Source organism: Streptomyces sp. NBC_01551, from assembly GCF_026339935.1.
Classification (GTDB): Bacteria; Actinomycetota; Actinomycetes; order Streptomycetales; family Streptomycetaceae; genus Streptomyces.
In genome coordinates this window covers 2385001-2410687 of record NZ_JAPEPX010000001.1, presented here as the reverse complement: position 1 = coordinate 2410687, position 25687 = coordinate 2385001, and the positions used below count along the sequence as shown (strand labels likewise).

The 25687-nt window shown below is 73.5% G+C and carries 21 protein-coding genes (1 of these 21 cut by a window edge); 13 read left to right on the top strand and 8 right to left on the bottom strand.

Going from position 1 to position 25687, the window contains the following annotated elements:
* Positions 1-37: 37 nt before the first annotated feature.
* The 3 genes from OG982_RS10780 to OG982_RS10770 all read right to left on the bottom strand — a co-directional run bounded on the left by OG982_RS10780 (position 38) and on the right by OG982_RS10770 (position 4160).
* Positions 38-1759, bottom strand: a complete 1722-nt coding sequence (locus OG982_RS10780) for an LCP family protein (RefSeq protein WP_266787830.1) — start codon at positions 1757-1759, stop codon at positions 38-40.
* A 224-nt stretch (positions 1760-1983) separates the two neighbouring features.
* Positions 1984-3231 carry an LCP family protein gene (locus OG982_RS10775; RefSeq protein WP_266787831.1) on the bottom strand — a complete coding sequence of 416 codons (1248 nt, stop codon included), beginning with the start codon at positions 3229-3231 and terminating at the stop codon, positions 1984-1986.
* Between the two features lie 179 nt (positions 3232-3410).
* Complete coding sequence (locus OG982_RS10770) at positions 3411-4160, bottom strand: TIGR03089 family protein (RefSeq protein ID WP_266787832.1); 750 nt, start codon at positions 4158-4160, stop codon at positions 3411-3413.
* A 140-nt stretch (positions 4161-4300) separates the two neighbouring features.
* On the opposite strand from OG982_RS10770, the gene OG982_RS10765 reads away from it, so the two are divergent.
* Entirely contained in the window at positions 4301-5725 is a 1425-nt protein-coding gene (locus OG982_RS10765) for an N-acetylmuramoyl-L-alanine amidase (protein ID WP_266787833.1), read from the top strand.
* Positions 5726-5823: 98 nt separating this feature from the next.
* Positions 5824-6822 (top strand): DNA-3-methyladenine glycosylase, encoded by a 999-nt coding sequence (locus OG982_RS10760; RefSeq protein WP_266787834.1) that lies wholly within the window; start codon positions 5824-5826, stop codon positions 6820-6822.
* 13 nt (positions 6823-6835) lie between these two features.
* On the opposite strand, the gene OG982_RS10755 is transcribed toward OG982_RS10760, so the two are convergent.
* From OG982_RS10755 to OG982_RS10745, 3 genes are read right to left on the bottom strand one after another with little or no spacing between them, the layout of a single operon-like run.
* The gene (locus OG982_RS10755; protein ID WP_266948410.1) at positions 6836-8143 is read right to left on the bottom strand and encodes a coenzyme F420-0:L-glutamate ligase; all 1308 of its coding nucleotides are present in this window, start codon (positions 8141-8143) and stop codon (positions 6836-6838) included.
* Positions 8140-9099, bottom strand: coding sequence for a 2-phospho-L-lactate transferase (cofD, locus tag OG982_RS10750; protein ID WP_266787836.1), 960 nt, complete (start codon positions 9097-9099; stop codon positions 8140-8142). The genes OG982_RS10755 and cofD overlap by 4 nt, the downstream gene beginning before the upstream one ends.
* A gap of 42 nt (positions 9100-9141) precedes the next feature.
* Positions 9142-9678 carry a cysteine dioxygenase family protein gene (locus tag OG982_RS10745; RefSeq protein WP_266787837.1) on the bottom strand — a complete coding sequence of 179 codons (537 nt, stop codon included), beginning with the start codon at positions 9676-9678 and terminating at the stop codon, positions 9142-9144.
* Positions 9679-10332: 654 nt separating this feature from the next.
* Between OG982_RS10745 and OG982_RS10740 the strand changes: the two genes are divergently transcribed.
* From OG982_RS10740 to OG982_RS10730, 3 genes are all read left to right on the top strand, one after another.
* Positions 10333-10596 carry a WhiB family transcriptional regulator gene (locus OG982_RS10740; protein ID WP_003983763.1) on the top strand — a complete coding sequence of 88 codons (264 nt, stop codon included), beginning with the start codon at positions 10333-10335 and terminating at the stop codon, positions 10594-10596.
* 254 nt (positions 10597-10850) lie between these two features.
* Positions 10851-14444, top strand: coding sequence for a glycosyltransferase family 2 protein (locus OG982_RS10735; RefSeq protein ID WP_266787838.1), 3594 nt, complete (start codon positions 10851-10853; stop codon positions 14442-14444).
* Positions 14441-15934, top strand: coding sequence for a DUF5719 family protein (locus OG982_RS10730; RefSeq protein ID WP_266948408.1), 1494 nt, complete (start codon positions 14441-14443; stop codon positions 15932-15934). Before OG982_RS10735 ends, OG982_RS10730 begins: the two co-directional genes overlap by 4 nt.
* A gap of 136 nt (positions 15935-16070) precedes the next feature.
* Here the strand turns inward: OG982_RS10730 and OG982_RS10725 are convergent, their stop codons facing one another.
* Positions 16071-16454, bottom strand: a complete 384-nt coding sequence (locus OG982_RS10725) for a metallopeptidase family protein (protein ID WP_266787840.1) — start codon at positions 16452-16454, stop codon at positions 16071-16073.
* 348 nt (positions 16455-16802) lie between these two features.
* On the opposite strand from OG982_RS10725, the gene OG982_RS10720 reads away from it, so the two are divergent.
* The 8 genes from OG982_RS10720 to OG982_RS10685 all read left to right on the top strand — a co-directional run bounded on the left by OG982_RS10720 (position 16803) and on the right by OG982_RS10685 (position 24773).
* Positions 16803-17207, top strand: a complete 405-nt coding sequence (locus tag OG982_RS10720; protein ID WP_266787841.1) for a DUF3499 domain-containing protein — start codon at positions 16803-16805, stop codon at positions 17205-17207.
* Positions 17208-17283: 76 nt separating this feature from the next.
* Entirely contained in the window at positions 17284-18654 is a 1371-nt protein-coding gene (locus OG982_RS10715; protein ID WP_266787842.1) for a phosphomannomutase/phosphoglucomutase, read from the top strand.
* Between the two features lie 99 nt (positions 18655-18753).
* Complete coding sequence (locus OG982_RS10710) at positions 18754-18939, top strand: Trm112 family protein (RefSeq protein WP_037797711.1); 186 nt, start codon at positions 18754-18756, stop codon at positions 18937-18939.
* 60 nt (positions 18940-18999) lie between these two features.
* The gene (locus OG982_RS10705; RefSeq protein ID WP_266948406.1) at positions 19000-20133 is read left to right on the top strand and encodes an SIS domain-containing protein; all 1134 of its coding nucleotides are present in this window, start codon (positions 19000-19002) and stop codon (positions 20131-20133) included.
* A 56-nt stretch (positions 20134-20189) separates the two neighbouring features.
* A complete protein-coding gene (gene manA / locus OG982_RS10700; RefSeq protein ID WP_266787844.1) occupies positions 20190-21347 on the top strand; it encodes a mannose-6-phosphate isomerase, class I in 1158 nt (385 codons plus the stop codon).
* Between the two features lie 92 nt (positions 21348-21439).
* Complete coding sequence (locus tag OG982_RS10695) at positions 21440-22375, top strand: cation diffusion facilitator family transporter (protein WP_266787845.1); 936 nt, start codon at positions 21440-21442, stop codon at positions 22373-22375.
* 251 nt (positions 22376-22626) lie between these two features.
* Positions 22627-24063 carry an adenosylhomocysteinase gene (gene ahcY / locus OG982_RS10690; protein WP_266787846.1) on the top strand — a complete coding sequence of 479 codons (1437 nt, stop codon included), beginning with the start codon at positions 22627-22629 and terminating at the stop codon, positions 24061-24063.
* Between the two features lie 89 nt (positions 24064-24152).
* A complete protein-coding gene (locus OG982_RS10685) occupies positions 24153-24773 on the top strand; it encodes a hypothetical protein (RefSeq protein WP_266787847.1) in 621 nt (206 codons plus the stop codon).
* 17 nt (positions 24774-24790) lie between these two features.
* Here OG982_RS10685 and OG982_RS10680 read toward each other — a convergent pair whose 3' ends face one another.
* A protein-coding gene (locus OG982_RS10680; RefSeq protein ID WP_266948404.1) for an RDD family protein crosses the window boundary here: on the bottom strand, positions 24791-25687 show its 3' portion. It continues 6 nt past the right edge of the window; only the last 897 of its 903 coding nucleotides appear in the window; the start codon falls outside the window, past its right edge — the gene reads right to left on this strand; its stop codon occupies positions 24791-24793.

Sequence of the window (25687 nt, the reverse complement as noted above, 5' to 3'; positions counted from 1 at the left end):
GTCCCGCCGGCCGCGGTCCGTCGTCAGCCGACGACGGTCACTTTGCGCAGATCGCCTTGTCCGCCTCGACCCGCTGGATGTCCTTCGGGGCCTCCTGCGGTGCGGTCAGGGCGATCCCCGCCCCCTTGAAATCCGAGCCGAGCGTCAGCTTCATCGGGGTCTTCGCCCCCGCGTCCGCCGTCCCCGCCTTCAGCGCCGAAGCCGGAAGACCCATCATCTCCGCCAGCGTCCGGGCCTGGGCGGCCTGGTTCGGGGCGAACTCCAGCTGGGTGTTCTCGATCTTGGCGGGCGCGTTGCCGAGGTTGCTCGCCCTGTTGACGCCCTTGCTGTTCTGCAGCCAGTTCAGCGTGGTCGAGGCGGAACCGGAGGGGCCGCCGCCGTTGAGGATGTCCACCCGGACGTCGCCGGCCGGGGCCTTCTCGCCCTGGAGCAGCGCCTCCTGCTTGGCCTTGTCCTCCGCGGCCGCCGACTGCTTGGCGGCCTTCTCCTTCTTCTCGACGTCCGTGAGCGAGACGTCCCCCCGGATCATCTGCAGCAGCGGAGTCGCCTGGGCCTGGTCCACGACCACGGTCGCCTTCACCCGCTCGGCCGGGTTGTCGATCACCGGAAGGGTGGTGAAGGAGATGTTCTTGAGGTTTATGTCTTTCAACTCGCCCGCGAGATCGGTGAGTTTGTCGATGCTCCCTATGCCCGAGTCCACGGTCAGCGACTTGGTCGCCACCTCCGCGAGGGAGAGGAACTTCTTCGGACTGGTCAGCGTCTCCTTGGACTTCATCTCGCGCATCATCGAGCCCAGGAACTGCTGCTGGGTCTTGATGCGGTCGAGGTCGCTCTGGTTGCCGAAGGCGTGCCGGGTCCGTACGAAGGCCAGCGCGTCCTCGCCCGCCAGCCGGTGCTCACCGGCCGTCAGCTTGAGCTTGGAGTCCTTGTCGTTGACGTCCTTCTCCAGGCAGACGGGAACGCCGCCGACGGCCGTGCTCAGGTTCTTCACCGCGTTGAAGTCGACCATCATGAAGTGGTCGACCTGGATCCCGGTGATCTCCTTGACCGTGCGCATGGTGCAGCCCGGGTCGCGCCCGGCCTGTCCCAGGCTGGTGTTGAAGCGCGTCCCCTTCTCGCCGGGGATGTCCTTCGTCGACCCGTCGGGCTGCTTCGTCGGGCAGTCCGGGATGGTCGTGATCAGGTCGCGCGGGATCGACAGCGCGGTCGCGTTGCTGCGGTCCTTCGAGACGTGGAACAGGATCGTGGTGTCGGCGTGGCCGACGCTGTCCTTGTCCCCGTAGCCCTCGTTGCCGGCGCCGCTGCGCTTGTCGGTGCCGATGACCAGGATGTTGATCGGCTGGTCCTTCTTGAAACCACCGCTGCCCGCGGTCCCGATGTCGGTGACATTGAGATTGCCGTTGAGGTGGTCGTAGTACAGGTACGCCGCGACCGAGCCGCCGACCAGCAGGAACGCCAGCGTCCCACCGGTGATCATCAGCGCCTTCTTGCGGCCGCCGCCGCCGATCCTGCGCGAGCGGCCACCACGGCGCCCGCCGGGCGGGCCGTCGCCGCGCCGCGGCCCCGGCACCACCGGCGACGGAGCCTCGGGGGCGGGTGCCTTGCGGCTTCTGCGGGGGGCTCCTACGGACGGACGTTGCTGCTGTTGCTGCGCAGCGGGGTCGTCCAGTCGCAGTTCGTAGTTGCCGGTGCGGGGATTGAGGACCCACTGGTCTGCGGGGTCGATCTCGTCCGCCCGCCCACGGCTTTGTGCATCCACGGTTGCTCGAATCCTCCGTCGGTGCCTCGCGAAGCGCCTCCCCCCAGGCGCTCGGTCAACGATCCGGCTGCTGGTGCACGACCTCTTCGCTGGCCAGTGCACCGGATCGCTCACCCTATCCGCCCTGGTCAGCTGCAAACCATGCTGGTGACAAATTCCACTCCCCTTATAACGGGCCAAACCGCGCAAGCAGGTCGGTTCGGTCTCCGCCTTTTGGGATTGCTTTACCGGCAATCGGCGGTGCCCGCCGTGGTTCCCGTGAAGGTGGGGACGGGTTTGGGGGTGGCGGTGGTTCCGTCGGAGGCCTCCTCGGCCGTCTCGCGGGGGCCGGTGAGGTCGCCCTTCGACGAGGGGGCCGGGGGCGACGAGGAGATCGAGGGGGCTGACGGCTCCGGCGACGGCTTCGGCGGGGTAACCGTCAGCGGCATGTCCATCCGCAGCTGCCGGAACAGCAGGGCCGCGTCCGGCTCCAGCAGCTCGTCCCGGTTGGGGTTGGCCGTGTAGGGCCGCCGCGGCACGGTCAGGAACTTCACCTGGGCCGTCGGTATGTCCCGGGCCTCCCGCACGAGTTCGTACAGGCCGCGCAGCGAGGCCAGCTCCGGGTCCGTGGTCACCGAGGAGGTCGCCGCGTCCAGCAGCGGGTAGAGCCGGCCCGGGTTCAGCAAGACCCCGTTGCTCTGCACCTTCTTGACCAGCGAGCCGAGGAACTGCTGCTGCCGCTCCATCCGTTCGGTGTCGCTGCCGTCGCCCAGGCTGTAGCGGGCGCGGACGAACCCCAGCGCCTGCTCGCCCTGGAGGGTCTGCCGGCCCGCGGGCAGCCTCAGCTTGGCCTCCGCGTCGTCCACCGGCTGCTTGAGGCAGATCTCCACCCCGCCGATGGCGTCGACCATCTTCTTGAAGCCGCCGAAGTCCACCACCATGTGGTGGTCGATCCGGATCCCGGAGAGCTTCTCGACGGTACGGATCGTGCAGGCGGCCCCGCCCCACTGGAACGCCCAGTTGAACTGGGCGAACCGGGCGGCCGTGCGGCTCCCGTCCGGCTGCAGGCAGCTCGGGATGTCCGCCATCAGGTCCCGGGGTATCGACACCGCCGTCGCGCTCTTCCGGTCCGCCGGCAGGTGCAGCAGGATCGTGGTGTCCGAGCGCTCACTGCCGCCGTCCTGCCCGTACCGGCGGTTCTCCGCGCCGGAGCGCGAGTCCGAGCCGATCAGCAGGATGTTCTGGGCGCCGCCGACGGCGGGCGTGGGGCGCTCCCGCTCGAAGCGCCGCAGCTCGGCCGCCGCCGAGGTGTCCTCGGTGATGTTCCCGTCGAGCTTGTGGTAGACCCACCAGGCGCCGCCCGCCCCCACCAGGACCAGCAGCACCATCGCGAGGGCGAGCCGGCGCAGCAGCCGGCGGCCGCGGTCGCGGGGAGGCTTCGAGGTGCCTCCGGCCGCGTCCGCGCCGCCCGGTATGCCTGCGCTGTCCGTCACTCGCGTTCCGTCCCCTCACCGCGACTGTCGGCCGTACGGGTGGGTACGGGCCTCTCGCCGATCGTGCCCCCGGGAAGCCGGAGAGGCCCGGGGGCGGGCCCCCCGATAGGGCCGTGTGGGTGACAAATCGCGGGTTTGCGCTGTTGAGCGGTCCGGGTGACGGCGGCCCGGCGCCCCGGCTACGCGGTGTGGGTGACGCGCTCGCTCTCGATCCGCTGCGCCAGTCCGTCCGCCGACAGCCGCTCCGCGCCCCGGACCAGCACCACGGAACCGCCGGTCGCCAGCGCGGCGAACAGCCCGGCCGAGAGGCCGTCCCAGTCGTCGTAGCCCAGCGCGGACAGCACCCGCGAGCCCTCGCCCAGGCCCCGCTCGGCGGCGTCCTCGCGCGCCCGCTCGACGATCCGCGCGTACGAGAGCTCCTCGCCGCCGACCACCAGCCCCGGGCCGTCCGCGTCGACCGGGACGAAGGGGGCGAACCGGTCGCCCTGGCCCGGCACCTCCACCGCGTAGTCCGCGAACCCGGCGGGCGGCTGGGGGAACCGCCCGCCCAGCGGGCGCAGCGCGAGCGCGACCCGCTCCCCGGAGCAGGCCGCGGCCTCCTCCAGGGTGTCGGGCCCGCTGACGACGAGATCGGCGTCGGCCGGGTCCCCGCCCACCTCGGCGACGACCCCGACCGAGGCGCAGGCGAGCAGCCACACGGCGCTCTGCCAGTGCGCGGGCAGCAGCAGCGCGAGCCGGTCGCCGGGCCCGGCGCCCAGGTCGCCCTGGAGCAGATTGGCGGTCTTGGCCACCCAATTGGCGAAGGTGGCGACGGACAATTCGACGCGCTCGCCCGTGGCGTCGTCGTAGAAGGTGACGAGGGGGCGGCCCGGATCGGCGGCGAGCGCGGATCGCAGCAGGTCGGCAGGGGTGCGGTCAGTGGCGTTCACCCGGCCCAGGTTACGCGGGCCCCTCCTCCGTCCGGCGGGCACGCGGTCCTCCGTACGGGGGAGGGGTATCGGGCCGGAAAGCGGACGGGGCGTCAGGTTTCGGATGGCGCGCCGCCGCCCGTGTGTTCAGCATCCTTTTCATGCGTGGATTCCTTGCTTCCTCGATCGGCGTCGCGACGGCTGCCGCACTGGCCCTGCCGCTCGCGCTCTCTACTCCGGCCCTGGCGATCCCGTCCATGAGCGCGGTCGCCGCCGTGGCCCCCGCCGGGTCCACCCAGTCGCTGCCGCTGGTCCCGCTGGGGCCCTCGGCGGACCGGAGCCCCGGCGTCCCCGGCATGAGCGCCGCGCCCCGGCTGCCCGAGACGCGCGGGCTGAGCGCGCGCGAGGTCAAGACGTTCTCGCTCGTCGGCGTCGTCTGGGACGACGCGAGCGCTGAGCTGTTCGGCCGCGTCCAGGTCCGCACCCGCGCCAAGCGGACGGCCGTGTGGTCCGACTGGCAGGACGTCGAGACCCACAACAGCGAGCACGCCGCCGACCTCGACTCGGCGGAACGCGGCACCGGCAAGGTCCGCGGCAGCACCGCCCCGCTGTGGGTCGGCGAGTCCGACGGCGTGGAGGTCCGCGTCCAGGCGGAACCGGGCGCCACCCGGGTGGCCGGGCGGGCGGCGGGCCGACTCCCGCAGGGCATGCGGATCGAGCTCGTCGACCCCGGGGAGAGCGCGTCCGGGGCGGCGGACGGCAAGAACAGCGGCGCGGACGACGACCCGGCGGGCGACGGCAAGGGCGAGGCGGGGGCCGCCGCCCCGGGCATGACGATGGAGATGGCCGAGGCCTCCTCCGCCAACCTCCCGCACGCGCCGCTCGGCGCGGACGAGATCCCGGAGCTCGACAAGGCCGACTCGACGGCCGACGCGGTGTTCGCCGGCGAGGGCACCCTCGCGGCGGCGGCCGCCCCGTACATCGGGCCGCGGCCGCGGATCGTGACGAGGAAGGGGTGGGGAGCGGACGAGGGCCTGCGGGAGAAGGGGTTCGTCTACACGAACACGGTCAAGGCGGCGTTCGTCCACCACACGGTCTCCGGCAACAACTACGCCTGCAAGGACGCCCCGGCGGTGATCCGCAGCCTGTACCGGTACCACGTGCTCAGCAGCGGCTGGCGGGACTTCGGGTACAACTTCGCCGTCGACAAGTGCGGCACGATCTACGAGGGCCGCGCGGGCGGAGTCACCAAGGCGGTGCTCGGCGCGCACACCATGGGGTTCAACACGGACAGCATGGGCGTCGCGGTGCTCGGCACCTTCACCACGAGCGCTCCGCCGGCGGCGGCCGTGAAGGCGGTCGCGCAGCTCACGGCGTGGAAGCTCGGCCTCTTCGGCCGGGACCCGCGCGCGAAGACCAGCCTCAAGTCGGGCGGCGGCAACCGGTTCCCGAAGGGCACCGTCGTCTCGATGAACGTCATCTCGGGCCACCGGGACGGCTTCGCGACGGAATGCCCGGGCAAGAAGCTCTACGGCCAGCTCCCCCCGACCCGCACGACGTCGGCCAAACTCCAGGGCCGCCCCTAGTGCTGTGACCGGCGGGCAGGCAGCCGAAACACCGCCCCGCGGGGTCCGGGGCGGAGCCCGGGGGTTCAGCGGTGCGGTGCGCGGCTACGCTCGAAGGCATGGCCGGCCGTTTCGACCCCCTCACCCGCACCGCCGCCCGCGGCGGCCGCGTCGACGTGCCGGCGGGACGGCACGCGCCCGGCGCGGCGGCGAAGCGGCGGGTGTGGGTTCCCGACGGGGTCGTGGACCTCGGGCTCACCCTCGGCCCGCTGCGGCGGGGGCCGCACGATCCGACCTTCCGGGTCACCCCCGACGGCGCCGTGTGGAAGACCGCCCAGACCGGCGACGGCCCCGTCACCCTGCGCATCACCAGCGGCGTCGACGCCGTGCACGCCGACGCCTGGGGTCCCGGCGCCGAGCGGGCGCTCGACACCCTGCCCGCACTCCTCGGCGCCGGCGACGACCCCGCCGCCTTCGTCCCCCGCCACCGCCTCGTGCACGCCAGCCACCGCCGCCGCCCCGGCCTGCGCCTCACCCGCACGGGACTGGTCCTGGAGTCCCTGATCCCGACCGTCCTGGAGCAGAAGGTCACCTCCGACGAGGCGTACCGCGCCTGGCGCCGCCTCGTACGGCAGTACGGCGAGCCCGCCCCCGGCGACGAGGCCCCCGAGGGCCTCTACGTCATGCCCCCCGCCCGCACCTGGGCCCTGATCCCGTCCTGGGACTGGCACAAGGCCGGCGTCGACGCCAAACGCTCCGCGACCATCGTCCGCGCCGCCCGCGTCGCGAGCAGGCTCGAAGAGGCCGCCGTCATGGACCTCCCGGCGGCGGCGCGACGCCTGGAGGCGGTACCCGGCATCGGTCCCTGGACCTCCGCCGAGACGCTCCAGCGCAGCAACGGCGCCGCCGACGCCGTCACCACCGGCGACCTGCACCTCCCCGGCATCATCGGCTACGCCCTCGCCGGCGACCGCGACGCCGACGACGCGGCCATGCTGGAGCTCCTCGCCCCGTACGCCGGCCAGCGCCACCGCGCCGCGCGCCTCATCCTCCTCGCCGGCCACGCCCCGCCCCGCCGCGCACCCCGCATGTACCGGGGCGACATCGGCAAGATCTAGAGGGTGCCGGGCGTCACCGGACCTCGATGAACGCCTCCGCCGAGCGCGCCGGGCGCTCCCGGGGGGCCTCGGCCGCATGCCCCACGGCCACCGCGCCCATCGGGTCCCAGCCCTCAGGAAGGTCCAGCACCTTGCGTACGACGTCCCGGCAGAACATCGTCGAGGACACCCACGCCGACCCCAGCCGCTCCCCGGCCAGCGCGACCAGGAAGTTCTGCACGCCCGCGCCCATCGCGACGACGAACATCTCCCGCTCGGCCGCGTCCCGCCGCGCGTGCCCGTAGTCGTGCGCGCCGTCCGTCACCATGCACGGCACGACCAGGTACGGGGCCTGGCGCAGGAAGTCCCCCCGCTTCACCCGCTTCGCGATCGACTCCGGCGACTTCCCGTCCCGCCGCAGGTCCTCGACCCACGCGTCCCGCATCGCGTCCAGCAGCTCCAGCCGCGCCGACGCCGACTCCAGCAGCACGAACCGCCACGGCGTCGTGTGGTGCGGCGCCGGGGCCGTCACCGCCGCCGCCACCGCGCGCCGGACCGCGCCCGGGTCCACCGGGTCGGCCGTGAAGGCCCGTACCGTACGGCGCTGCGTCACGGCTTCCCGTACCGCCTCCGAGGTGCCCAGCCGGAACATGTCCTCGGCCGGCGCGCGCACCAGCTCCGCCGCCGTCGCGCCCTCGCCCAGTACGTGGGCCAGCCCGCGCACGACCGCCACCGGCAGCCCCGCCGCCTTGCCCTTGACCAGGTCCCCGGCCGCCGCCAGCTCGTCGGCGGTCGCCACCACCGTCGCGCTCAGCGGATTGCCGTGCGCGTCGGTGGCGCCGCGCAGGTCGTCCAGCACCCGCACGCCCGCCGCGCCGATCGCCACGTCCGTCAGACCGGTGCGCCACGGCCGCCCGAAGGTGTCCGTCACCACCACGCCGACGTCGACCGAGAGCGCCTCCCGCAGCCCCGCGCGGATCGCGGCCGCCGAGGCGTCGGGGTCCACGGGCAGCAGCAGCACCGTGCCCGGCTCCGTGTTGGAGGCGTCCACTCCGGCCGCCGCCATCACCAGCCCCTGCCGGTTCTCGACGATCCGCAGCGCACCCCGGCGCGCGACCACCCGTACCGTCTCGGCGTCTATGGCGTCCTCGCGCGAGTCCGCGTGGACGATCCGGCCCTCCGCCTTCGAGACGACCTTCGAGGTGACGAGCAGGACGTCCCCGTCGCGCAGATCGGGCGCGGCCGCCGCGATCAGCGTCGCGAGGTCGTCCCCCGGCCGCACCTGCGGCATCCCGGGGACGGCGCGCACCTCGTACGAGGGAACGTGCCCGGCGCGGGTCACCGCGAGGCCTCCGCCAGCTCCAGCGCGGCCCGGGCCATCTCGGCCGTGGCCGCGACGTCGGTCATCATCAGCGGCACCGCCCGGCAGGTGATCCCGGCGGCCTCGACCTCCGCGACCGCGTCCGCGTCGGCGCCGTCCACCAGCCAGCCGTCCAGCAGCCCGGTCCCGTAGTGCAGGGCGACGGCCGCCGCGGTGCTCTCCACGCCGACCGCGGCGAGCACCTTGTCGGCCATCCCGCGCACCGGCGCGCCCCCGACGATGGGGGACAGGCCGATCACGGGAGCCCCGGCGGAGGCCACGGCCTCCCGGATGCCGGGGACGGACAGGATCGTCCCGATGGAGACCACCGGGTTGGACGGCGGGAAGAGGATGACGTCGGCGGCCGCGATGGCCTCAAGCACGCCGGGTGCGGGCTTGGCCTGCTCGGCGCCGACGGGGACGATCGCCTCCGCGTCCACCGAGGCGCGCAGCCGCACCCAGTACTCCTGGAAGTGGATGACCCGGCGCTCGCCGGAGGCGGCGTCGGTGATCGCGACGTGCGTCTCGACCCGGTCGTCGGACATGGGCAGCAGCCGGACCCCGGGCTGCCAGCGGTCGCAGAGCGCCTCGGTGACGGCGCTGAGCGGGTAGCCGGCGCCGAGCATCTGCGTACGGACGATGTGGGTGGCGAAGTCGCGGTCGCCGAGGCCGAACCAGGTGGGTCCGACCCCGTACGCCGCGAGTTCCTCCTTGACGGTGAAGGACTCGTCGGTGCGGCCCCAGCCCTGGTCCTCGTTGATGCCACCGCCGAGGGTGTACATCACCGTGTCCAGATCGGGGCACACCTTCAGCCCGAACAGGTGAATGTCGTCACCGGTGTTGCCGATGACCGTGATGTCCGCGTCGGGGACGGCGGCCTTGAGGCCGCGGAGGAAACGGGCGCCGCCGATGCCGCCTGCCAGAACAACAATGCGCATGAGCGGCAGTCTGTCAGGCGCCCGCGGGGCGGGCGCGCCCGGTCAGACGGAGAGCGCCTCGGGGCGCGCCGGGGAGCAGTGGTGCATCGGCATCTCGGTGAGGCCGGGGAAGTAGACGTGCAGGCTGACGGCCCCGTCGAGGCTGTCGTTGACGACCTCGTGGGCGTAGCCGGGGGCGAAGACGCGCTGCGTGCCGGCGCCGAGGGTGCGGGCGCCGCGGGTGCCGTGCTCGGTGAGCTCGCCTTCCAGGACGGTCATGACGCCGGAGGAGGCGCCGTGGTCGTGCAGGCCGCTGCCCTGGCCGGGGACCCAGCTGAGCAGCCAGACCTCGTAGCCGGGTCCGGTGCGCAGCCGGTGGTACCAGCGGGTGGTGGCGTCGTACTCGACCAGGTGCTGCCAGCTCGCGCGGTCCGCGGCGATGGAGCGGGCCAGGCCGGCGAACTCGGCGACGGTGGCCGGGTGCTCGCGGGCGGGCTGGAGGAGGTGCTGGACGGCGAGGATGTCGCCGGCGACCTGCAGGTCGCTCTCGGCGGCGACCGGGGCGACGGCGGCGGTGGCGTTGACCGGGGTGCTGTTCATCGTGGGGGAGTCCTCGACGGATGTCAGTCGTGCTGGCGGTTGCTGCGGGGAGTGGCCGGAGCTCAACGGAGCCGAAGCTCCGGAGGCATCAACAGCTGCAACAGCAACAGCGAACCTGGGCAGCGCACAGGAACCCACGAATGGGGGTCCGGGTGGCGGCTGCGGGCGCTGACATGCAGACAAGGAGAACGGGAGGAGGGTCGGACTGTCAACCCAATGTCCGGTTTGGGGTAAAAGTTTCACCTCATCCGGTTACTGTGCCGGGAGAAAGGTTTGTGCAGTGCCTGCCCGGGGATGTGGCGCTCCAAGTCGGGCTTCACGGCCCACCCGTCCAGCGTCCAAACCTGTCGATGTCACCTCGTGACCAGAATGTGATCTGCGCCGCATGTCTGGCCGGATCGCAACCCCCGTCGCGAAGGGGCGCGTCGACTACGGACGTGGGCGGGCGGCGCGGAGGCCATGCCTTGTGTCACGATTTTTGGCGATATGAACACTTTCTGCATACGCTTGGTTCCGCAGAGTGAATAAGGGGCCCAATAGCAGATCTCGGCTTGACTGCGCTGGAGCCCCCCACTTGTAATTTCACTCGTGTCGTTACATATCGATCGGTAACGGCAACACCACGGGGACGCACAGACAGAGCGAGGGGCGCACATGACCGAGCTGTTTCAGGAACTGCTGGTCGAGGAAGCGGACGAGGAGCTCGGATGGCAGGAGCGCGCCCTCTGCGCCCAGACCGACCCCGAGTCCTTCTTTCCCGAGAAGGGCGGCTCCACCCGCGAGGCCAAGAAGGTCTGCCTCGCCTGCGAAGTCCGCTCCGAATGCCTTGAGTACGCCCTCGCCAACGACGAGCGATTCGGCATCTGGGGCGGTCTGTCCGAGCGCGAGCGCCGGCGCCTGAAAAAGGCCGCGGTCTGACACGCCTCCAGCGCCCCCCGACCGGCGCGGACGGCACGGCCCGCCACACCCGCGGGATCCACGGGGATCCACACAACGACATATCGAGCAGAGCAAACGGTCCGCCTCCCGCACCTTCCCCGCAGGAGGCGGACCGCTGTGTTCCCAGCCGTTAGTGTGGGGCGCTGTCCAGCAGCCTCCGAGGGCACACCACCCCCGGACCCTCCCCCCGACCTCGTCCGGGGGGACCCCCAGGCCGGAGGGCCAGTAGAGCGATGTCCCTGCACAGCCAGTCGGCGGCCTCCCACCAGGCTGCCGCCACACCCGAGTTCCCCCGGCACGTCGTCACCGCGGTCCTCGTCGCCCACGACGGCGCCCGCTGGCTCCCCCGGACCCTCGCCGGCCTGCTCGGCCAGGAGCGCCCCGCGCAGAACCTCATCGCCGCCGACACCGGCAGCGCCGACGACTCCGCGCGGCTGCTCGGCGAGGCCCTCGGCGGCGACCGCGTCCTGCACCTCGCCCGCCGCACCGGCTTCGGCGCCGCCGTCGACGAAGCCGTCCGCGGCGCCGGCACCCCCACCCCCGAGGACCTCCCGTACCTCAAGCGCCCCAGCGGCTGGGACCCCGTCAGCCGCACCTGGCGCGACGACGCGTACGACCTCCCCGAACTCCCGTACGGCGAACCCGTCCAGTGGCTCTGGCTGCTCCACGACGACAGCGCCCCCGAGGCCGACGCCCTCACCGAACTCCTGCGCGTCGCCGACGAGAACCCCGACGCCGCCGTCATCGGCCCCAAGCTGCGCGGCTGGTACGACAAGAAGCAGCTGCTCGAAGCGGGCGTCACCATCGCCCGCAGCGGTCGCCGCTGGACCGGCCTCGACCGCCGCGAACAGGACCAGGGCCAGCACGACCAGGTCCGCCCCGTCCTCTCCGTCTCCACCGCCGGCATGCTGGTGCGCCGCGACGTCTACGAGGCCCTCGGCGGCTTCGACCGCCGCCTGCCCCTCATGCGCGACGACGTCGACCTGTGCTGGCGCGCCCAGAGCGCCGGCCACACCGTCCTCGTCGCCCCCGACGCCGTCCTGCGGCACGCCGAGGCAGCCGCCCGCGAACGCCGCACCGTCGACTGCGCCGGCCGCGGCGCCGCCAGCCCGCACCGCGTCGACAAGGCCGGCGCCGTCTACACGATCCTCGCCAACAGCTCCGGCCCCGCCCTCCCGTACGTCCTGCTGCGCCTCCTCGTCGGCACCGTGCTGCGCACCCTCGCCTACCTCGTCGGCAAGGCCCCCGGCCAGGCGGTCGACGAGTTCACCGGCCTCCTCGCCACCCTGTTGCGCCCCGGCCGGATCCTCGGCGCCCGCCGGGCCCGCGGCCGCGCCGCCGTCCCTGCCAAGGAACTGCGCCCGCTCTTCCCGCCGCCCGGCGCCACCCTGCGCGCCAACGCGGAACAGCTCGCCGGGTACTTCGGCGGCGACCGCGACACCGACGGCGGCGCCGCCGGCCGACACGGCGGAGCCGTCGAGTCCGGGCCCGGCGGCGACGACGCCGACTACCTGGAGATCGAGCAGTTCGCGCGCCTCAAGCGGATCGCCCGCAACCCCGCGCCCGTCCTGTTCGCCGTCCTCCTCCTCGTCTCCCTCGCCGCCTGCCGAGGCCTGCTCTTCGGCGGCACCCTCATGGGCGGCGCCCTGCTGCCCGCCCCCGGCAGCGGCCTCGACCTCTGGCGCGGCTACACCGGCGACTGGCAGACCGTCGCCACCGGCTCCACCGCCGGGGCGCCCCCGTACCTCGCCGTCCTCGGCGCCTTCTCCGTCCTGCTGTTCGGCTCCACCCAGTACGCGCTGACCCTGCTGCTCGTCTGCTCGGTGCCGCTGTCCGGACTCACCGCCTACTTCGCCTCCCGGCCGCTCGTCGAGTCCCGGCTGCTGCGCGCCTGGGCCGCGATCGCCTACGCCTTCCTCCCCGCCGTCACCGGCGCCCTCGCCGGGGGCCGCCTCGGCACCGCCGTCCTCGCGATCCTGCTCCCGCTCATCGCCCGCTCGGCCGTCGCCGCGTTCGGCCTCGGCGGGGCCGACGGGGACAGGGGCAGCTGGCGCGCGGTGTGGACCTACACCCTGCTGCTGACCCTGGCCACCGCCTTCACCCCGGTCGTGTGGCCGCTCGCCGCCGCCCTCGCCGTCGCCGCCGTCGCACTGCGCCGGGCCGGCTGGAAGACGTACGCCCCCCGGCTCCTGGCCACCCTCGCCGTACCGCTCCTCGTCCTCGCCCCCTGGTCGCTCGGCCTGCTCACGCACCCCGGCCGCTTCCTGCGCGAGGCCGGCCTGCCCTACGGAGCCGGCTCCGCCGGCGCCCTGGACCTGCTCGGCATCAGCCCCGGCGGACCCCGCACCGCCGGCGGCCTGCTGCTGATCGGCATCGTGCTCGCCGCCCTGGCCGCCCTGCTGCGCGCCGACCGGCAGTTCGCCATCCGCACCGCCTGGGCCACCGCCCTGGCCGCGCTGCTGCTCGCCGTCCTCGTCAACCGCACCGGCTGGGCCGGCCCAGCCACCCTCGTCTACGGACTCGCCCTGCTCGCCGCCGCCGTCCTCGGCGCGGACGGCGCCAAGGACCGGGTCGCCGCGAGCAGCTTCGGCTGGCGCCAGCCGCTGGCCGCGCTCATCGCGCTCGCCGCCGCCGTCGGACCGGTCCTCGGCGCCGCCGGCTGGGTGCTCAGCGGCGCCGCCGGACCGCTGGAGCGGCGCGACCCCGTCCAGGTCCCGGCGTTCGTCGCCGACGAGAGCGGCGACCGCAACCAGAACCGCACGCTGATCCTCGGCGGCGACTCGCCCGCCACCGTCTCCTACACCCTGGTCCGCGGCTCCGGTGTCCGCCTCGGCGACGCCGAACTCGCCGCCGAGGCGGGCAGCGAGGCCCGCCTCGACAAGGCCGTCTCCGGCCTGGTCTCCGGCTCCGGAGCCGACCAGTCCGACCAGCTCGGCGGCTTCGCCATCCGCTACGTCATGATCCGCGCCGGCGCCCAGGAACAGGTGCGCCGCACCCTCGACGCCACCCCGGGCCTGACCCGCCGCCACCAGCCCGACGGCACCGCCCTGTGGGCCGTCGACCCGCCCCTGCCCCGCGCCGTGATCCTCTCCGGCAAGGACGGCCAGGCCCCGATCCCGGTCGCCTCCGGCCCCGTCGAGGCCCACACCAAGATCGAGGCCGGCGAAGCGGGCCGGATGCTGCGCATCGCGGACCGCGCCGACGCCGGCTGGCGGGCCACCCTCGACGGCAAGCCGCTCAAGGCCAAGACGGTGGACGGCTGGGCGCAGGGCTTCGAGCTGCCCGCCGGCGGCGGCCGCCTCGACCTCGTCCACGAGGACTCCCTCACCCGGACCGCCTGGCACTGGGCGCAGGGCGTCCTCGCGCTGGTGCTGCTGGTGATGGCCCTGCCCGGCCGCCGGGCCCGGCTCGACGACGACCTGCCCGACGAGGAGAGGGCCGTCCCGGCCCAGCCCGGCCCGGCCGAGGCCGGCGAGGGCCGCCGCGCCCGCCGGCTGCGCGCCGAGGCCGAGTCCGCCGCGGCGCCCACGCCCGTGGAGGCGGCGGCCGCCGCCGATCCGTACGCGCAGATCCCGGCGCAGCCGGCGTACGGGGAGGACGCGTACGCGTACCAGGGCTACGGCTACGAACAGCCCGTCGAGCCCCAGCAGCCCGAGGTGCCCCAGATGCCCCAGCAGTACGAGTACGGCGCCCAGGAGGGCTACGCCCCGTACCCGTACCCGCAGCAACAGCAGCAGTACCCCTCCTACCCGTACGAGCAGTACGACACGTACGGCGGGCAGGGACAGCACGAACAGCAGCGTCCGGACGGGAGCCCCCAGCAGTGAAGCAGCGCGCACCCCTCACGCTGGCGGCCGTGACCGCGGCGCTCGCCGCCGTCACCGCCGTCGCCTCCCTCACCGCGCCCGCCGCGCCGGCGGCCGACGGCAAGAAGACGGCGGCGGCCCGGATGCCGGTGGAGCGCACCGGGCTGGTCTGCCCGGCGCCCAGTTCCTCCGACATCGCCGAGACCACGTACACCTCGTACACCCCGGGCGCGGCCGCGGGCGCCAAGGGCGCCGCCCAGGGCACGGCCCGGCTGCTCGGCGCGACCAAGGACGCCAAGGCGGTACTGGAGCCCAAGGAGCCCGGCAAGCCCGTCGGAGCCACCTCCTCCGGCTCCGAGGCACCCGCGCTCACGGGCATCGCCGAGGGAACCCTCGCCCCCGGCTGGACGGTCCAGCAGACCACCAAGGTCGCGGTCGGCCGGGCGCGCGGCGTCCTCGGCGTCGCCTGCGCCATGCCCGGCACCGACTTCTGGTTCCCCGCGGTCGGCACCTCCAAGGGCCGCGAGGACTACGTCCACCTCACCAACCCGGACGACACCCCGGCCGAGGTCGACGTGAAGCTCTTCGGCCCCGAGGGCGCGGTCAAGTCCGAGCCCGGCCGGGACCGGGTCACCATCGCCCCGAAGTCCAGCCAGAAGCTGCTGCTGTCCACGCTCGCGCCGGAGACCCAGCTGGCGGACGTCACCGCGCACGTGACGACCCGTTCGGGCCGGGTCGGCGCCTCGGTACAGGTCGCCGAGGACGGCGTCGGCACCGACTGGCTGCCCGCCTCCACCGACCCGGCGGGCTCGCTGGTGCTCCCCGGCATCCCGGCGGACGCCACCTCCGTGCGGCTGGTCGCGTTCGCGCCGGGCGAGGACGACGCCGACGTCTCGGTCCGCCTGGCCGGACCGTCCGGCACGATCAGCCCGGCGGGCAACGACGCGCTGCACCTCAAGGCGGGCATGACGGGAAGCCTGGACCTCAAGGACGTCACCCGGGGCGAAGCGGGCTCCCTCGTCCTCACCCCGGCGGACGCGAAGAAGGCCGTCCCGGTCGTCGCAGCGCTGCGGGTGGTCCGCGGCAGCGGCGCCAAGCAGGAGCTGGGCTTCATCCCGGCGAGCGGCCCGGTCGGGGCGCGGGCCACCGTCGCCGACAACCGGATCGGCGACAACGCGACGGTGCTGTACGTGACGGCGCCGGGCAAGGCCGCCGCGAAGGTCCGGGTGACGGCCTCGCCGGGCACCGAGGGCGGTGAACCGGAGTCCAAGGAGATCGAGGTCAAGGCGGGCACCACCCTCGCGGTGACCCCGCCCCCGGCGCCCGCGGGCGGCAAGGGCTCCTACGCCCTCACCCTGGAAACCCTCTCGGGCGGCCCGGTTCACGCCTCCCGCACCCTGACGCTCCCGCACGAGGGCATCACGATGTTCACCGTCCAGCCCTTCACGGACGACCGCTCCACGGTCCTGGTCCCGAAGGCCACCCAGGACCTCTCGGTCCCCACGCGCTAGGGATCGTCCAGCCCGTCCGCGTTCGAGGACCGGGGTGCGGGGCGGAGCCCCGGGAAACGGCGAAAGGGCGGGGCGGGGAGCAGGCCCGCGCAGCGGCCCCCACCCCGCCCTGCCGGACGCACCGGCGCCGGACGGCTCAGTCCTGCCCGTACCGGGGGTCCACGGTCTCCGGCGACAGCCCCAACAGCTCCGCCACCTGCTCCACCACCACCTCGTGCACGAGCAACGCCTTCTCGTCCCGGGTCTTCGTCCGGATGTCCACCGGCCGCCGGAACACCACGATCCGCGCCGGCCGCCCCCCGGCCGCCTCCACCAGCCCGCCCAACGGCACGGCCTCGTCGTTCCAGCCGCCCTCCGGCCCGCCCGGCGGCCCCGGCACGTCCGCGACGACGAACTCGACCTCCGCGAGCTGCGGCCACCGCCGCTCCAGCCGCTCCACGGAATCCCGTACGAGGTCCCCGAACAGCTCCGCCCGGCTCGCCGACAACGGGACCTGAGGCGGCGCCACCGGCCCCCGCATCCCCCGCCCGTGCCGGTCCCGCCGCCGCGGCCTCGCCTCGGCGGACACCGCCCCGGGCACCGGTCCCGGCACCGGCCCAGGCACCGCCCCGGGCGCCGCATCCGGTACCGGCCCAGGCACCGCACCGGGCACAGATCCATCAGGTCCGGAAGAACCGGCGGGGCCAGAAGGCAGAGGGCTGTCCGTCACCCCCGCAGGGTAGCCCTCCCACCCAGGACATTCCGGCCAAGGAACCCCTCTTTCCGGCCCCCTTGGCCGAGTTGGCACCCTGCCCCGGGGGCGACACGGGGGAGTGAGCGGGGGGCGAGTCGTCGCGGCCCGGTCAAGAGTGCGGTACCGTCCAACGTCGTGAGCCCTGTACGTCGCTGTTCGCGCACCGCGTGCGGCCGCCCTGCCGTCGCAACACTGACGTACGTCTACGCCGATTCGACCGCAGTTCTCGGCCCGCTCGCCACCTACGCCGAACCCCACTGCTACGACCTGTGCGCCGAGCACTCCGAGCGCCTGACCGCCCCGCGCGGCTGGGAAGTCGTACGCCTGTCCGACGGTTCCGCGCCGTCGCGCCCCAGCGGCGACGACCTCGAAGCCCTGGCCAACGCCGTCCGCGAGGCGGCCCGTCCGCACGACCGCCGCGCCGCCGAGGCCGGCGGAAGCGGCCCGGGCGGTGGCCCGAACGGCCCCACCGGCAACGGCCCCGCCACCGGCCAGGCCCGCCGCGGGCACCTGCGCGTTCTTCGTTCGCCGGATTCCTGACACCCGTTCATCCGAACAACGCCGCCCCCTGCACGGTAGGTTTGCTCCAGCGCACAGGACCTCAGGAGGGCAGGCAGTGGCCGCAGATCTTTCGAACATCGTCAAGGCATACGACGTACGCGGCGTCGTACCGGATGAGTGGGACGAGTCCCTCGCGGAGCTGTTCGGGGCCGCGTTCGTCGAGGTCACCGGAGCCACGGCGATCGTCGTCGGTCACGACATGCGCCCCTCCTCGCCCGGCCTGTCCGGCGCCTTCGCGCGCGGCGCCGCCGCCCTCGGCGTGGACGTCACCCTCATCGGGCTGTGTTCCACGGACCAGCTGTACTACGCCTCGGGTTCGATGAACCTGCCCGGCGCGATGTTCACGGCCTCCCACAACCCGGCCCAGTACAACGGCATCAAGATGTGCCGCGCCGGCGCCGCCCCCGTCGGCCAGGACACGGGCCTCTCCGCCATCCGCGAGCTCGCCGAGAAGTGGTCCGACGAGGGCGCCCCGGCCGCCCCCGCGGGCACCGTCCCCGGCACCATCACCGAGCGGGACAGCCTCCCCGGCTACGCCGAGCACCTCAAGGGCCTGGTCGACCTCACCGGCATCCGCCCGCTCAAGGTCGTCGTCGACGCCGGCAACGGCATGGGCGGGCACACCGTCCCCACCGTCTTCGCGGGCCTGCCCCTCGACCTCGTCCCCATGTACTTCGAGCTCGACGGCACCTTCCCGAACCACGAGGCCAACCCGCTCGACGCGAAGAACATCGTCGACCTCCAGGCCCGCGTGCTGGCCGAGGGCGCCGACCTCGGCCTCGCCTTCGACGGCGACGCCGACCGCTGCTTCGTCGTCGACGAGCGCGGCCAGGGCGTCTCCCCGTCCGCGATCACCGCCCTGGTCGCGGCCCGCGAGCTCGCCCGCAACGGCGGCAAGGGCACCGTGATCCACAACCTGATCACGTCCTGGTCCGTCCCGGAGGTCGTCCGCGAGAACGGCGGCACCCCCGTCCGCACCCGCGTCGGCCACTCCTTCATCAAGGAGGAGATGGCCAAGTCCGGCGCCATCTTCGGCGGCGAGCACTCCGCGCACTACTACTTCAAGGACTTCTGGAACGCGGACACCGGCATGCTCGCCGCGCTCCACGTCCTCGCGGCCCTCGGCGGCCAGCAGGGACCGCTCTCCGAGCTGGTCTCCTCCTACGACCGCTACGCCGGCTCCGGCGAGATCAACTCGACCGTCGCCGACCAGGCCGGCCGCCTCGCCGCCGTCAAGACCGCGTACGAAGGCCAGGAGGGCATCACCCTCGACGAGCTGGACGGCCTGACCGTGACCGCCTCCGACTGGTGGTTCAACCTGCGGCCCTCCAACACGGAGCCGCTGCTCCGCCTGAACGTCGAGGCCCGCGACGAGGCCACCCTGGCCAAGGTCAAGGACGAGGTCCTCGCGCTCGTCCGCGCCTGACAGCGCCAACCGCACTGACGCCGCCGCCACCGGGCCGCACGCCGCGCGGCCCGGCGGTACGCTGACCTCGCCCAATCCGCATGTCTGAAGGGAAGCGCCATGCCGCTCGAAGCCGGTCTTCTGGAGATCCTCGCCTGCCCCGCCTGCCACTCGCCCCTTGAGGACAAGTCGGCCGACGAGACGGCCCCCGAGCTGATCTGCACCGGCCAGGACTGCGGCCTCGCCTACCCCGTCCGCGACGGCATCCCGGTGCTCCTCGTCGACGAGGCCCGCCGCCCCGCGTAAGGCGCGCCGGAAGCCGAGTCCGTCCCCCTGGGTCCGTCACCACCACTGCCGGAGGCCGCCATGCTCGACGAGTCGCTCCTCGACGCACCGGAGGATCTCGCCCGCGCCGACCGCCGCGGCCTGCTCCGCGGCGCCGCCGAGGCCGGGGCCAGAGTCCGCACCGCCGCACGGCACGCGACCGAGGCCGGACTCGCCGACCTGCGCCCCGACGGCCGGCCCCGCGCCGTGCTCATCGCCGGGCCCGGGACGGCCGCGACCGGCGTCGCCGACCTGCTCGGCGCCCTCGCCGGGGCCTCCGCCCCGGTGACCCGGCTGCACCCCACCGGCGTGGCCCACGCCCCCGGGGCGCTGCGCTGGACGCTGCCCGGCTGGGCCGGCCCCGTGGACCTGCTGCTCATCGCCACCACCGACGGCACCGAGCCCGGCCTCGGCGTCCTCGCCGAGCAGGCCTACCGGCGCGGCTGCGCCGTCGTCGCCGTCGCGCCCGAGCGCTCGCCGCTGAGCGAGTCGGTGGACGGCGCGCACGGGGTCCTCGTACCCATGGCCAAGGCCCCGTACCAGGAGTACGACGAGTCCGCCGCGGCCGGTCCCGGCGCCCTGTGGGCCCTGCTGACGCCGCTGCTGGTACTGCTCGACAAGGTCGGCCTGATCAGCGCGGCCCCCGACACCCTCCAGCGCGTCGCCGACCGGCTCGACCGCACCGCCGAGCGCTGCGGGCCCGCCATCGCCACGTACTCCAACCCGGCCAAGACCCTCGCCGCCGAGCTCGCCGACTCCCTCCCGCTCATCTGGAGCGAGGGCGCCGGGGCGGGCCCGGCCGGGCGCCGGTTCGCCGCCACCCTCGCCGAGCTCGCCGGCCGCCCCGCGCTGGCCGCCGAACTCCCCGAGGCGCTCCCCGCCCACGGGGTCCTGCTCGCCGGCGCCTTCGCCGCGGGCGGCGACCCCGACGACTTCTTCCGTGACCGGGTGGAGGAGCCCCAGGCCCTCCGCGCACGCGTCGTCCTGCTGCGCGACCGGCCGACCGGCGGCCTCACCGCCGCCCCGGCGGCGCGCGAGCTCGCGCTCAGCCACGACACGGCGCTCAGCGAGCTCGAACCGGAGGAGGGGGCCGAGCTGGAGCAGCTCGCGGAACTCCTCGCCGTCACGGATTTCGCCACCGCTTACCTGGCGTTGGCCTCCAGGGGACACGGTTAAGGGACAAGGCCAGGGGCCAGGCCCCTGCGCCCGGCCCTTCTTCCAGGAAGATGACGATGGACCGCCTGACGAACACGATCCGCCCCTACGCCTGGGGTTCCACCACCGCCATCCCGGCCCTCCTCGGGGTCGAGCCCAGCGGCGAGCCCCAGGCCGAGATGTGGATGGGCGCCCATCCCGGAGCCCCCTCCCGCCTCGACCGGGGCAGCGGCGAAACCACCCTCGGCGAGGTCATCGCCGCCGACCCGGAGCGCGAGCTCGGCGCGGCGGCCGTCGCCAAGTTCGGCCCCCGGCTGCCGTTCCTCCTCAAGATCCTCGCTGCCGGCTCCCCGCTCTCCCTCCAGGTCCACCCCGACCTGGCCCAGGCGCGCGCCGGCTTCGCCGACGAGGAGGAGCGCGGCGTCCCGATCGACGCCGGCCACCGCAACTACAAGGACCCCAACCACAAGCCCGAGCTGATCTGCGCGCTCACCCCCTTCAGCGGGCTCTGCGGATTCCGGCCGCCGCAGGAGGCCGCCGACCTCCTGGCCGGCCTCGGCGTCGACTCCCTCAAGCCGTACGTCGACCTGCTGCGCGCCCACCCCGAGGAGGCGGCGCTGCGGGAGGTGCTCACCGCCGTACTGGGCGCCGAGCGCGCGGAGACGGCCCGTACGGTCCACGAGGCCGCGGCCGCCGCGGACCGCCTCGGCGGCCCGTACGAGCCGTACGCCTCGCTCGTCCACGAGTACCCCGGCGACCCGGGCGTGATCGCCGCCATGCTGCTCAACCACGTCGAACTCCAGCCCGGCGAAGGCATGTTCCTCGGCGCGGGCGTCCCGCACGCCTACCTCGACGGCCTCGGCGTCGAACTCCTCGCCAACTCCGACAACGTGCTGCGCGCCGGGCTCACCCCCAAGCACGTGGACGTGCCCGAGCTGCTGCGGATCGTCAGGTTCGAGTCGGGCGACCCGGCCCTGCTGCGCCCCGAGGGCGACGTCGAGGAGGTCTACGAGTCCCCCATCGACGAGTTCCGGCTCTCCCGGTTCGTCCTCGCGCCCGGTGGCGAGCCCCGCGTCCTGCCGTCCGGCGCCCCGCAGATCCTGCTCTGCACGGCGGGCCGCCCGAAGGCCGGCGACATGACCCTGGCCCCCGGCGAGGCGGTCTTCATCCCGGCAAGCGAAAAGTCCGAACTGTCCGGAACGGGTACGGTATTCCGTGCCACGGTGGTGGTCTGACGTACCGTCCGTAGCGGCGGCTGCAACAATGTCCGCCCGTAGCGCGGCGCTCCGGCCTGGGCCGCCGTAACGAGGAAGGGACATCCAGACCCATGAGCGCGTCGGGCGGTACCAAGGCGATCGTGGCGGCACTCGCCGCCAATCTCGCCATCGCTGTAGCCAAGTTCGTGGCATTCGTCTTCAGCGGATCGTCGTCGATGCTCGCGGAAAGCGTCCACTCGCTGGCGGACTCCGGAAACCAGGGGCTGCTGCTCCTCGGCGGAAAGAAGGCCCAGCGCGAGGCGACACCGGAACACCCCTTCGGGTACGGGCGCGAACGCTACATCTACGCCTTCCTCGTCTCCATCGTGCTCTTCACCGTCGGCGGCATGTTCGCCATCTACGAGGGCGTCGAGAAGGTCCAGCACCCGCACCCCATCGAGGCCTGGTACTGGCCGATCGGCGTGCTCGTCTTCGCCATCATCGCCGAGAGCTTCTCCTTCCGTACGGCGATCAAGGAGTCGAACGAGATCCGCGGCTCCCTGTCGTGGAGCCAGTTCATCAAGCGCGCCAAGGCCCCCGAGCTGCCGGTGGTCCTCCTGGAGGACTTCGGCGCCCTCGTCGGCCTGGTCCTCGCCCTCGGCGGCGTCGGCCTCGCGCTCGCGACCGGCAACGGCGTCTGGGACGGCATCGGCACCCTCTGCATCGGCACCCTGCTGCTCGTCATCGCGGTCGTGCTGGCCGCCGAGACCAAGTCGCTGCTGCTCGGCGAGGCCGCGGGCACGGAGGACGTCGAGAAGATCAAGACCGCGCTCGTCGACGGCGACGTCGTCACCCGCGTGATCCACATGCGCACCCTCCACCTCGGCCCGGAGGAGCTCCTGGTCGCCGCCAAGATCGCGGTCGAGGGCAACGACACCGCGACGCAGGTGGCGGACGCCATCAACGCCGCCGAGGCCCGCATCCGCGAGGCGGTCCCGATCGCCCGGGTGATCTACCTGGAGCCGGACATCTACCACGCGGAGTCGGACACCTCCGCCAAGGCCTGACCCCGGCCGCCGCCGTACGCCCGTCCCAGAGGCGGTTCGTCCCCCGACCCACTGGGGCGGGCAGGGCCGATCGGTGTAGATTCGTAGCCAGTGTCAGGCGTCGCTGCTGATGGCGGTCGGGCGGTCCCTCGTGACCGGCCGAGGGGAGAGAGGGCCCCCGACGGACTGTGCTCGGTGCGCCGCCATGCCCAGGCACGGCCGGTGCGCGGCCCAGCCGTACCCACCCTCTCGAACCATGAGGAGCAGCACCCATGGACTTCAAGGTCGCAGACCTTTCCCTTGCCGCTTTCGGCCGCAAGGAGATCACCCTGGCCGAGCACGAGATGCCGGGTCTGATGTCGATCCGCCGGGAGTACGCGGCGACCCAGCCGCTGGCCGGCGCCCGCGTCACCGGCTCCCTGCACATGACCGTGCAGACCGCCGTCCTGATCGAGACGCTCGTCGCCCTCGGCGCCGACGTCCGCTGGGCCTCCTGCAACATCTTCTCCACCCAGGACCACGCGGCCGCCGCCATCGCCGTCGGCCCGAACGGCACCCCGGAGAACCCGCAGGGCGTCCCCGTCTTCGCCTGGAAGGGCGAGACGCTGGAGGAGTACTGGTGGTGCACGGAGCAGGCGCTGACCTGGCCGAACACCCCCACCGGCGGCCCGAACATGATCCTCGACGACGGTGGCGACGCCACCCTCCTCGTCCACAAGGGCGTCGAGTTCGAGAAGGCCGGCGCGGCCCCGGACCCGTCGACGGCGGACTCCGAGGAGTACGCGCACATCCTCACGCTGCTCAACCGCACCCTGGGTGAGGCCCCGCAGAAGTGGACGCAGCTCGCGTCCGAGATCCGCGGCGTGACCGAGGAGACCACCACCGGTGTGCACCGTCTCTACGAGATGATGGCCGAGGGCACCCTGCTCTTCCCGGCGATCAACGTGAACGACGCCGTGACGAAGTCGAAGTTCGACAACAAGTACGGCTGCCGCCACTCCCTGATCGACGGCATCAACCGCGCCACCGACGTCCTCATCGGCGGCAAGGTCGCGGTCGTCTGCGGATACGGCGACGTCGGCAAGGGCTGCGCCGAGTCCCTCCGGGGCCAGGGCGCGCGTGTCATCGTCACCGAGATCGACCCGATCTGCGCCCTTCAGGCCGCGATGGACGGGTACCAGGTCGCCACGCTGGACGACGTCGTCGAGATCGCCGACATCTTCATCACCACGACCGGCAACAAGGACATCATCATGGCCTCGGACATGGCCAAGATGAAGCACCAGGCGATCGTGGGCAACATCGGCCACTTCGACAACGAGATCGACATGGCGGGCCTCGCCAAGATCGAGGGCATCGTCAAGGACGAGGTCAAGCCCCAGGTCCACACCTGGAAGTTCCCCGACGGCAAGGTCCTCATCGTCCTGTCCGAGGGCCGCCTGCTGAACCTGGGCAACGCCACCGGCCACCCGTCGTTCGTGATGTCGAACTCCTTCGCGGACCAGACGCTGGCCCAGATCGAGCTCTTCACCAAGCCGGCCGAGTACCCCACCGACGTCTACGTGCTCCCCAAGCACCTCGACGAGAAGGTGGCCCGCCTCCACCTCGACGCCCTCGGCGTCAAGCTCACCACCCTCCGCCCGGAGCAGGCCGACTACATCGGCGTCAAGGTCGAGGGCCCGTACAAGCCGGACCACTACCGCTACTGATCCCCACGCGGCAGTAACGGCAGCACGTCACGCAGGCCCCCGGCGGAGATGCCGGGGGCCTGCCCCGTATCCAGGCAAGGACCCACACGATGCCCCGCGGCCGGTACTCGCTCCACGACCCGCACGACCACACCCCGCTCGGCGAGGAGCACTTCCACTGCGCCCCCGGCCCCTCCGGCTGGCGGTACGTCGCCCAGCTCACCGGCCCCGACGGCGACCACCGCGGCTCGCTCGACCTGGCCATCGACTCGCTCGGCCGCCCCATCCGCCTGGAGGCCAACGCCGCGAGCTGGCAGGTCCGCGGCGCCGCCATCGACGGCGTCACCTGGGTCCGCACCGACCCGGCCGGCGCCGAGGCCACCGAAGGCAACGTCCAGGCCCCCGGCTTCACCGGCACTTCCCCGGCCTTCCTCGTCGCCACCGCCCGCCTGCTGCGGCTGACCCCCGGCGCGCCCGCCACCCGCGTCCGGCTCGTCGCCCTCACCGACCCGGTCCTCGCACCCCGTACGGTCGACCAGGCCTGGGCCCTGCTCGGGCGCGAGGAGCACCCCACGGACAGCGGCCCGCTCCTGGTGGACGAGTACCAGGTCAGCGCCCTGGACACCGGCGAGGTCCACACCGTCCACATCGCCGGGGACGTGGTGCTCTCCGCCCCCGGCATCGAACTGGAACACCTGGAGACGCCGCCCTCCACGTTCGAGGACGAGTAGCCGAGCAGACGGCCGGCTCAGGCGGGCGGCGCGAACCCGGTCCCACCCGGCGGCTGTACGGGCGCCACCACCTGCGGTGGCGCGACGTGCAGCTCCGGCGCAGGAGCCGGAGCAGGACCGGCCTGCGGAGCCGCGTACGGCGGGGCAACGGCGGGAACGGCCTGTTGCTGCTGCTGGCCGAAGGCCCGCGCGGCGTCCCGCGACTGCCGCTCGTGCACCACCGCCATCAGGTACGCGGCAGCCGGCACCCCCGCCGGCGGCGGCGCGCCCGTACGGGACACCAGCTCGTCCGCCAGCTTCGCCGCCATCGCGGCGCCCACCGCCGGGTCCAGTTGGCTCATCCGCGTCAGGTACTGGCGTATCGCCAGCCACAGCCCGTCGGGGACGGCCGACAGATCCAGCCCCGCGAACCGCCCGGCCAACCACGGCGGCGGCGCGGGCACCGGCATCACCCGCGCCCCCGGCACCCGCTCCCGGATCACCAGCGTCCCCGCGAACACGTCCCCGAGCCGCCGCCCCCGCTCCGACGCCAGCGAGGCGATGCACGCCACCGACCCGAAGGTCGCCAGCAGCTCCACGACCCCCATCGCCCCGCGCACCAGCGCGTGCCGGAACCGGATCGGCCCGCCGTCCTCCCGTACCACCCGCAGCCCGCACGCCAGCTTGCCCAGGGACTTCCCGTGACTCAGCGTCTCCACCGCGATCGGCACCCCGACCAGCACCAGCAGGAAGCTCGCGATCGTCACCGCGGCGGCCGCGGCGTCGTCGAGCGAGGCCGTCGCGAAGAGCAGCCCGAGCGAGGCGATCAGATAGCCGGTGAAGTACACGAGCAGGTCCAGCGCGAACGCCAACGCGCGGCTCGGCAGCCTCGCCGGCCGCAACCCCAGGACGACCGCGTCCCCCGTCACCAGATC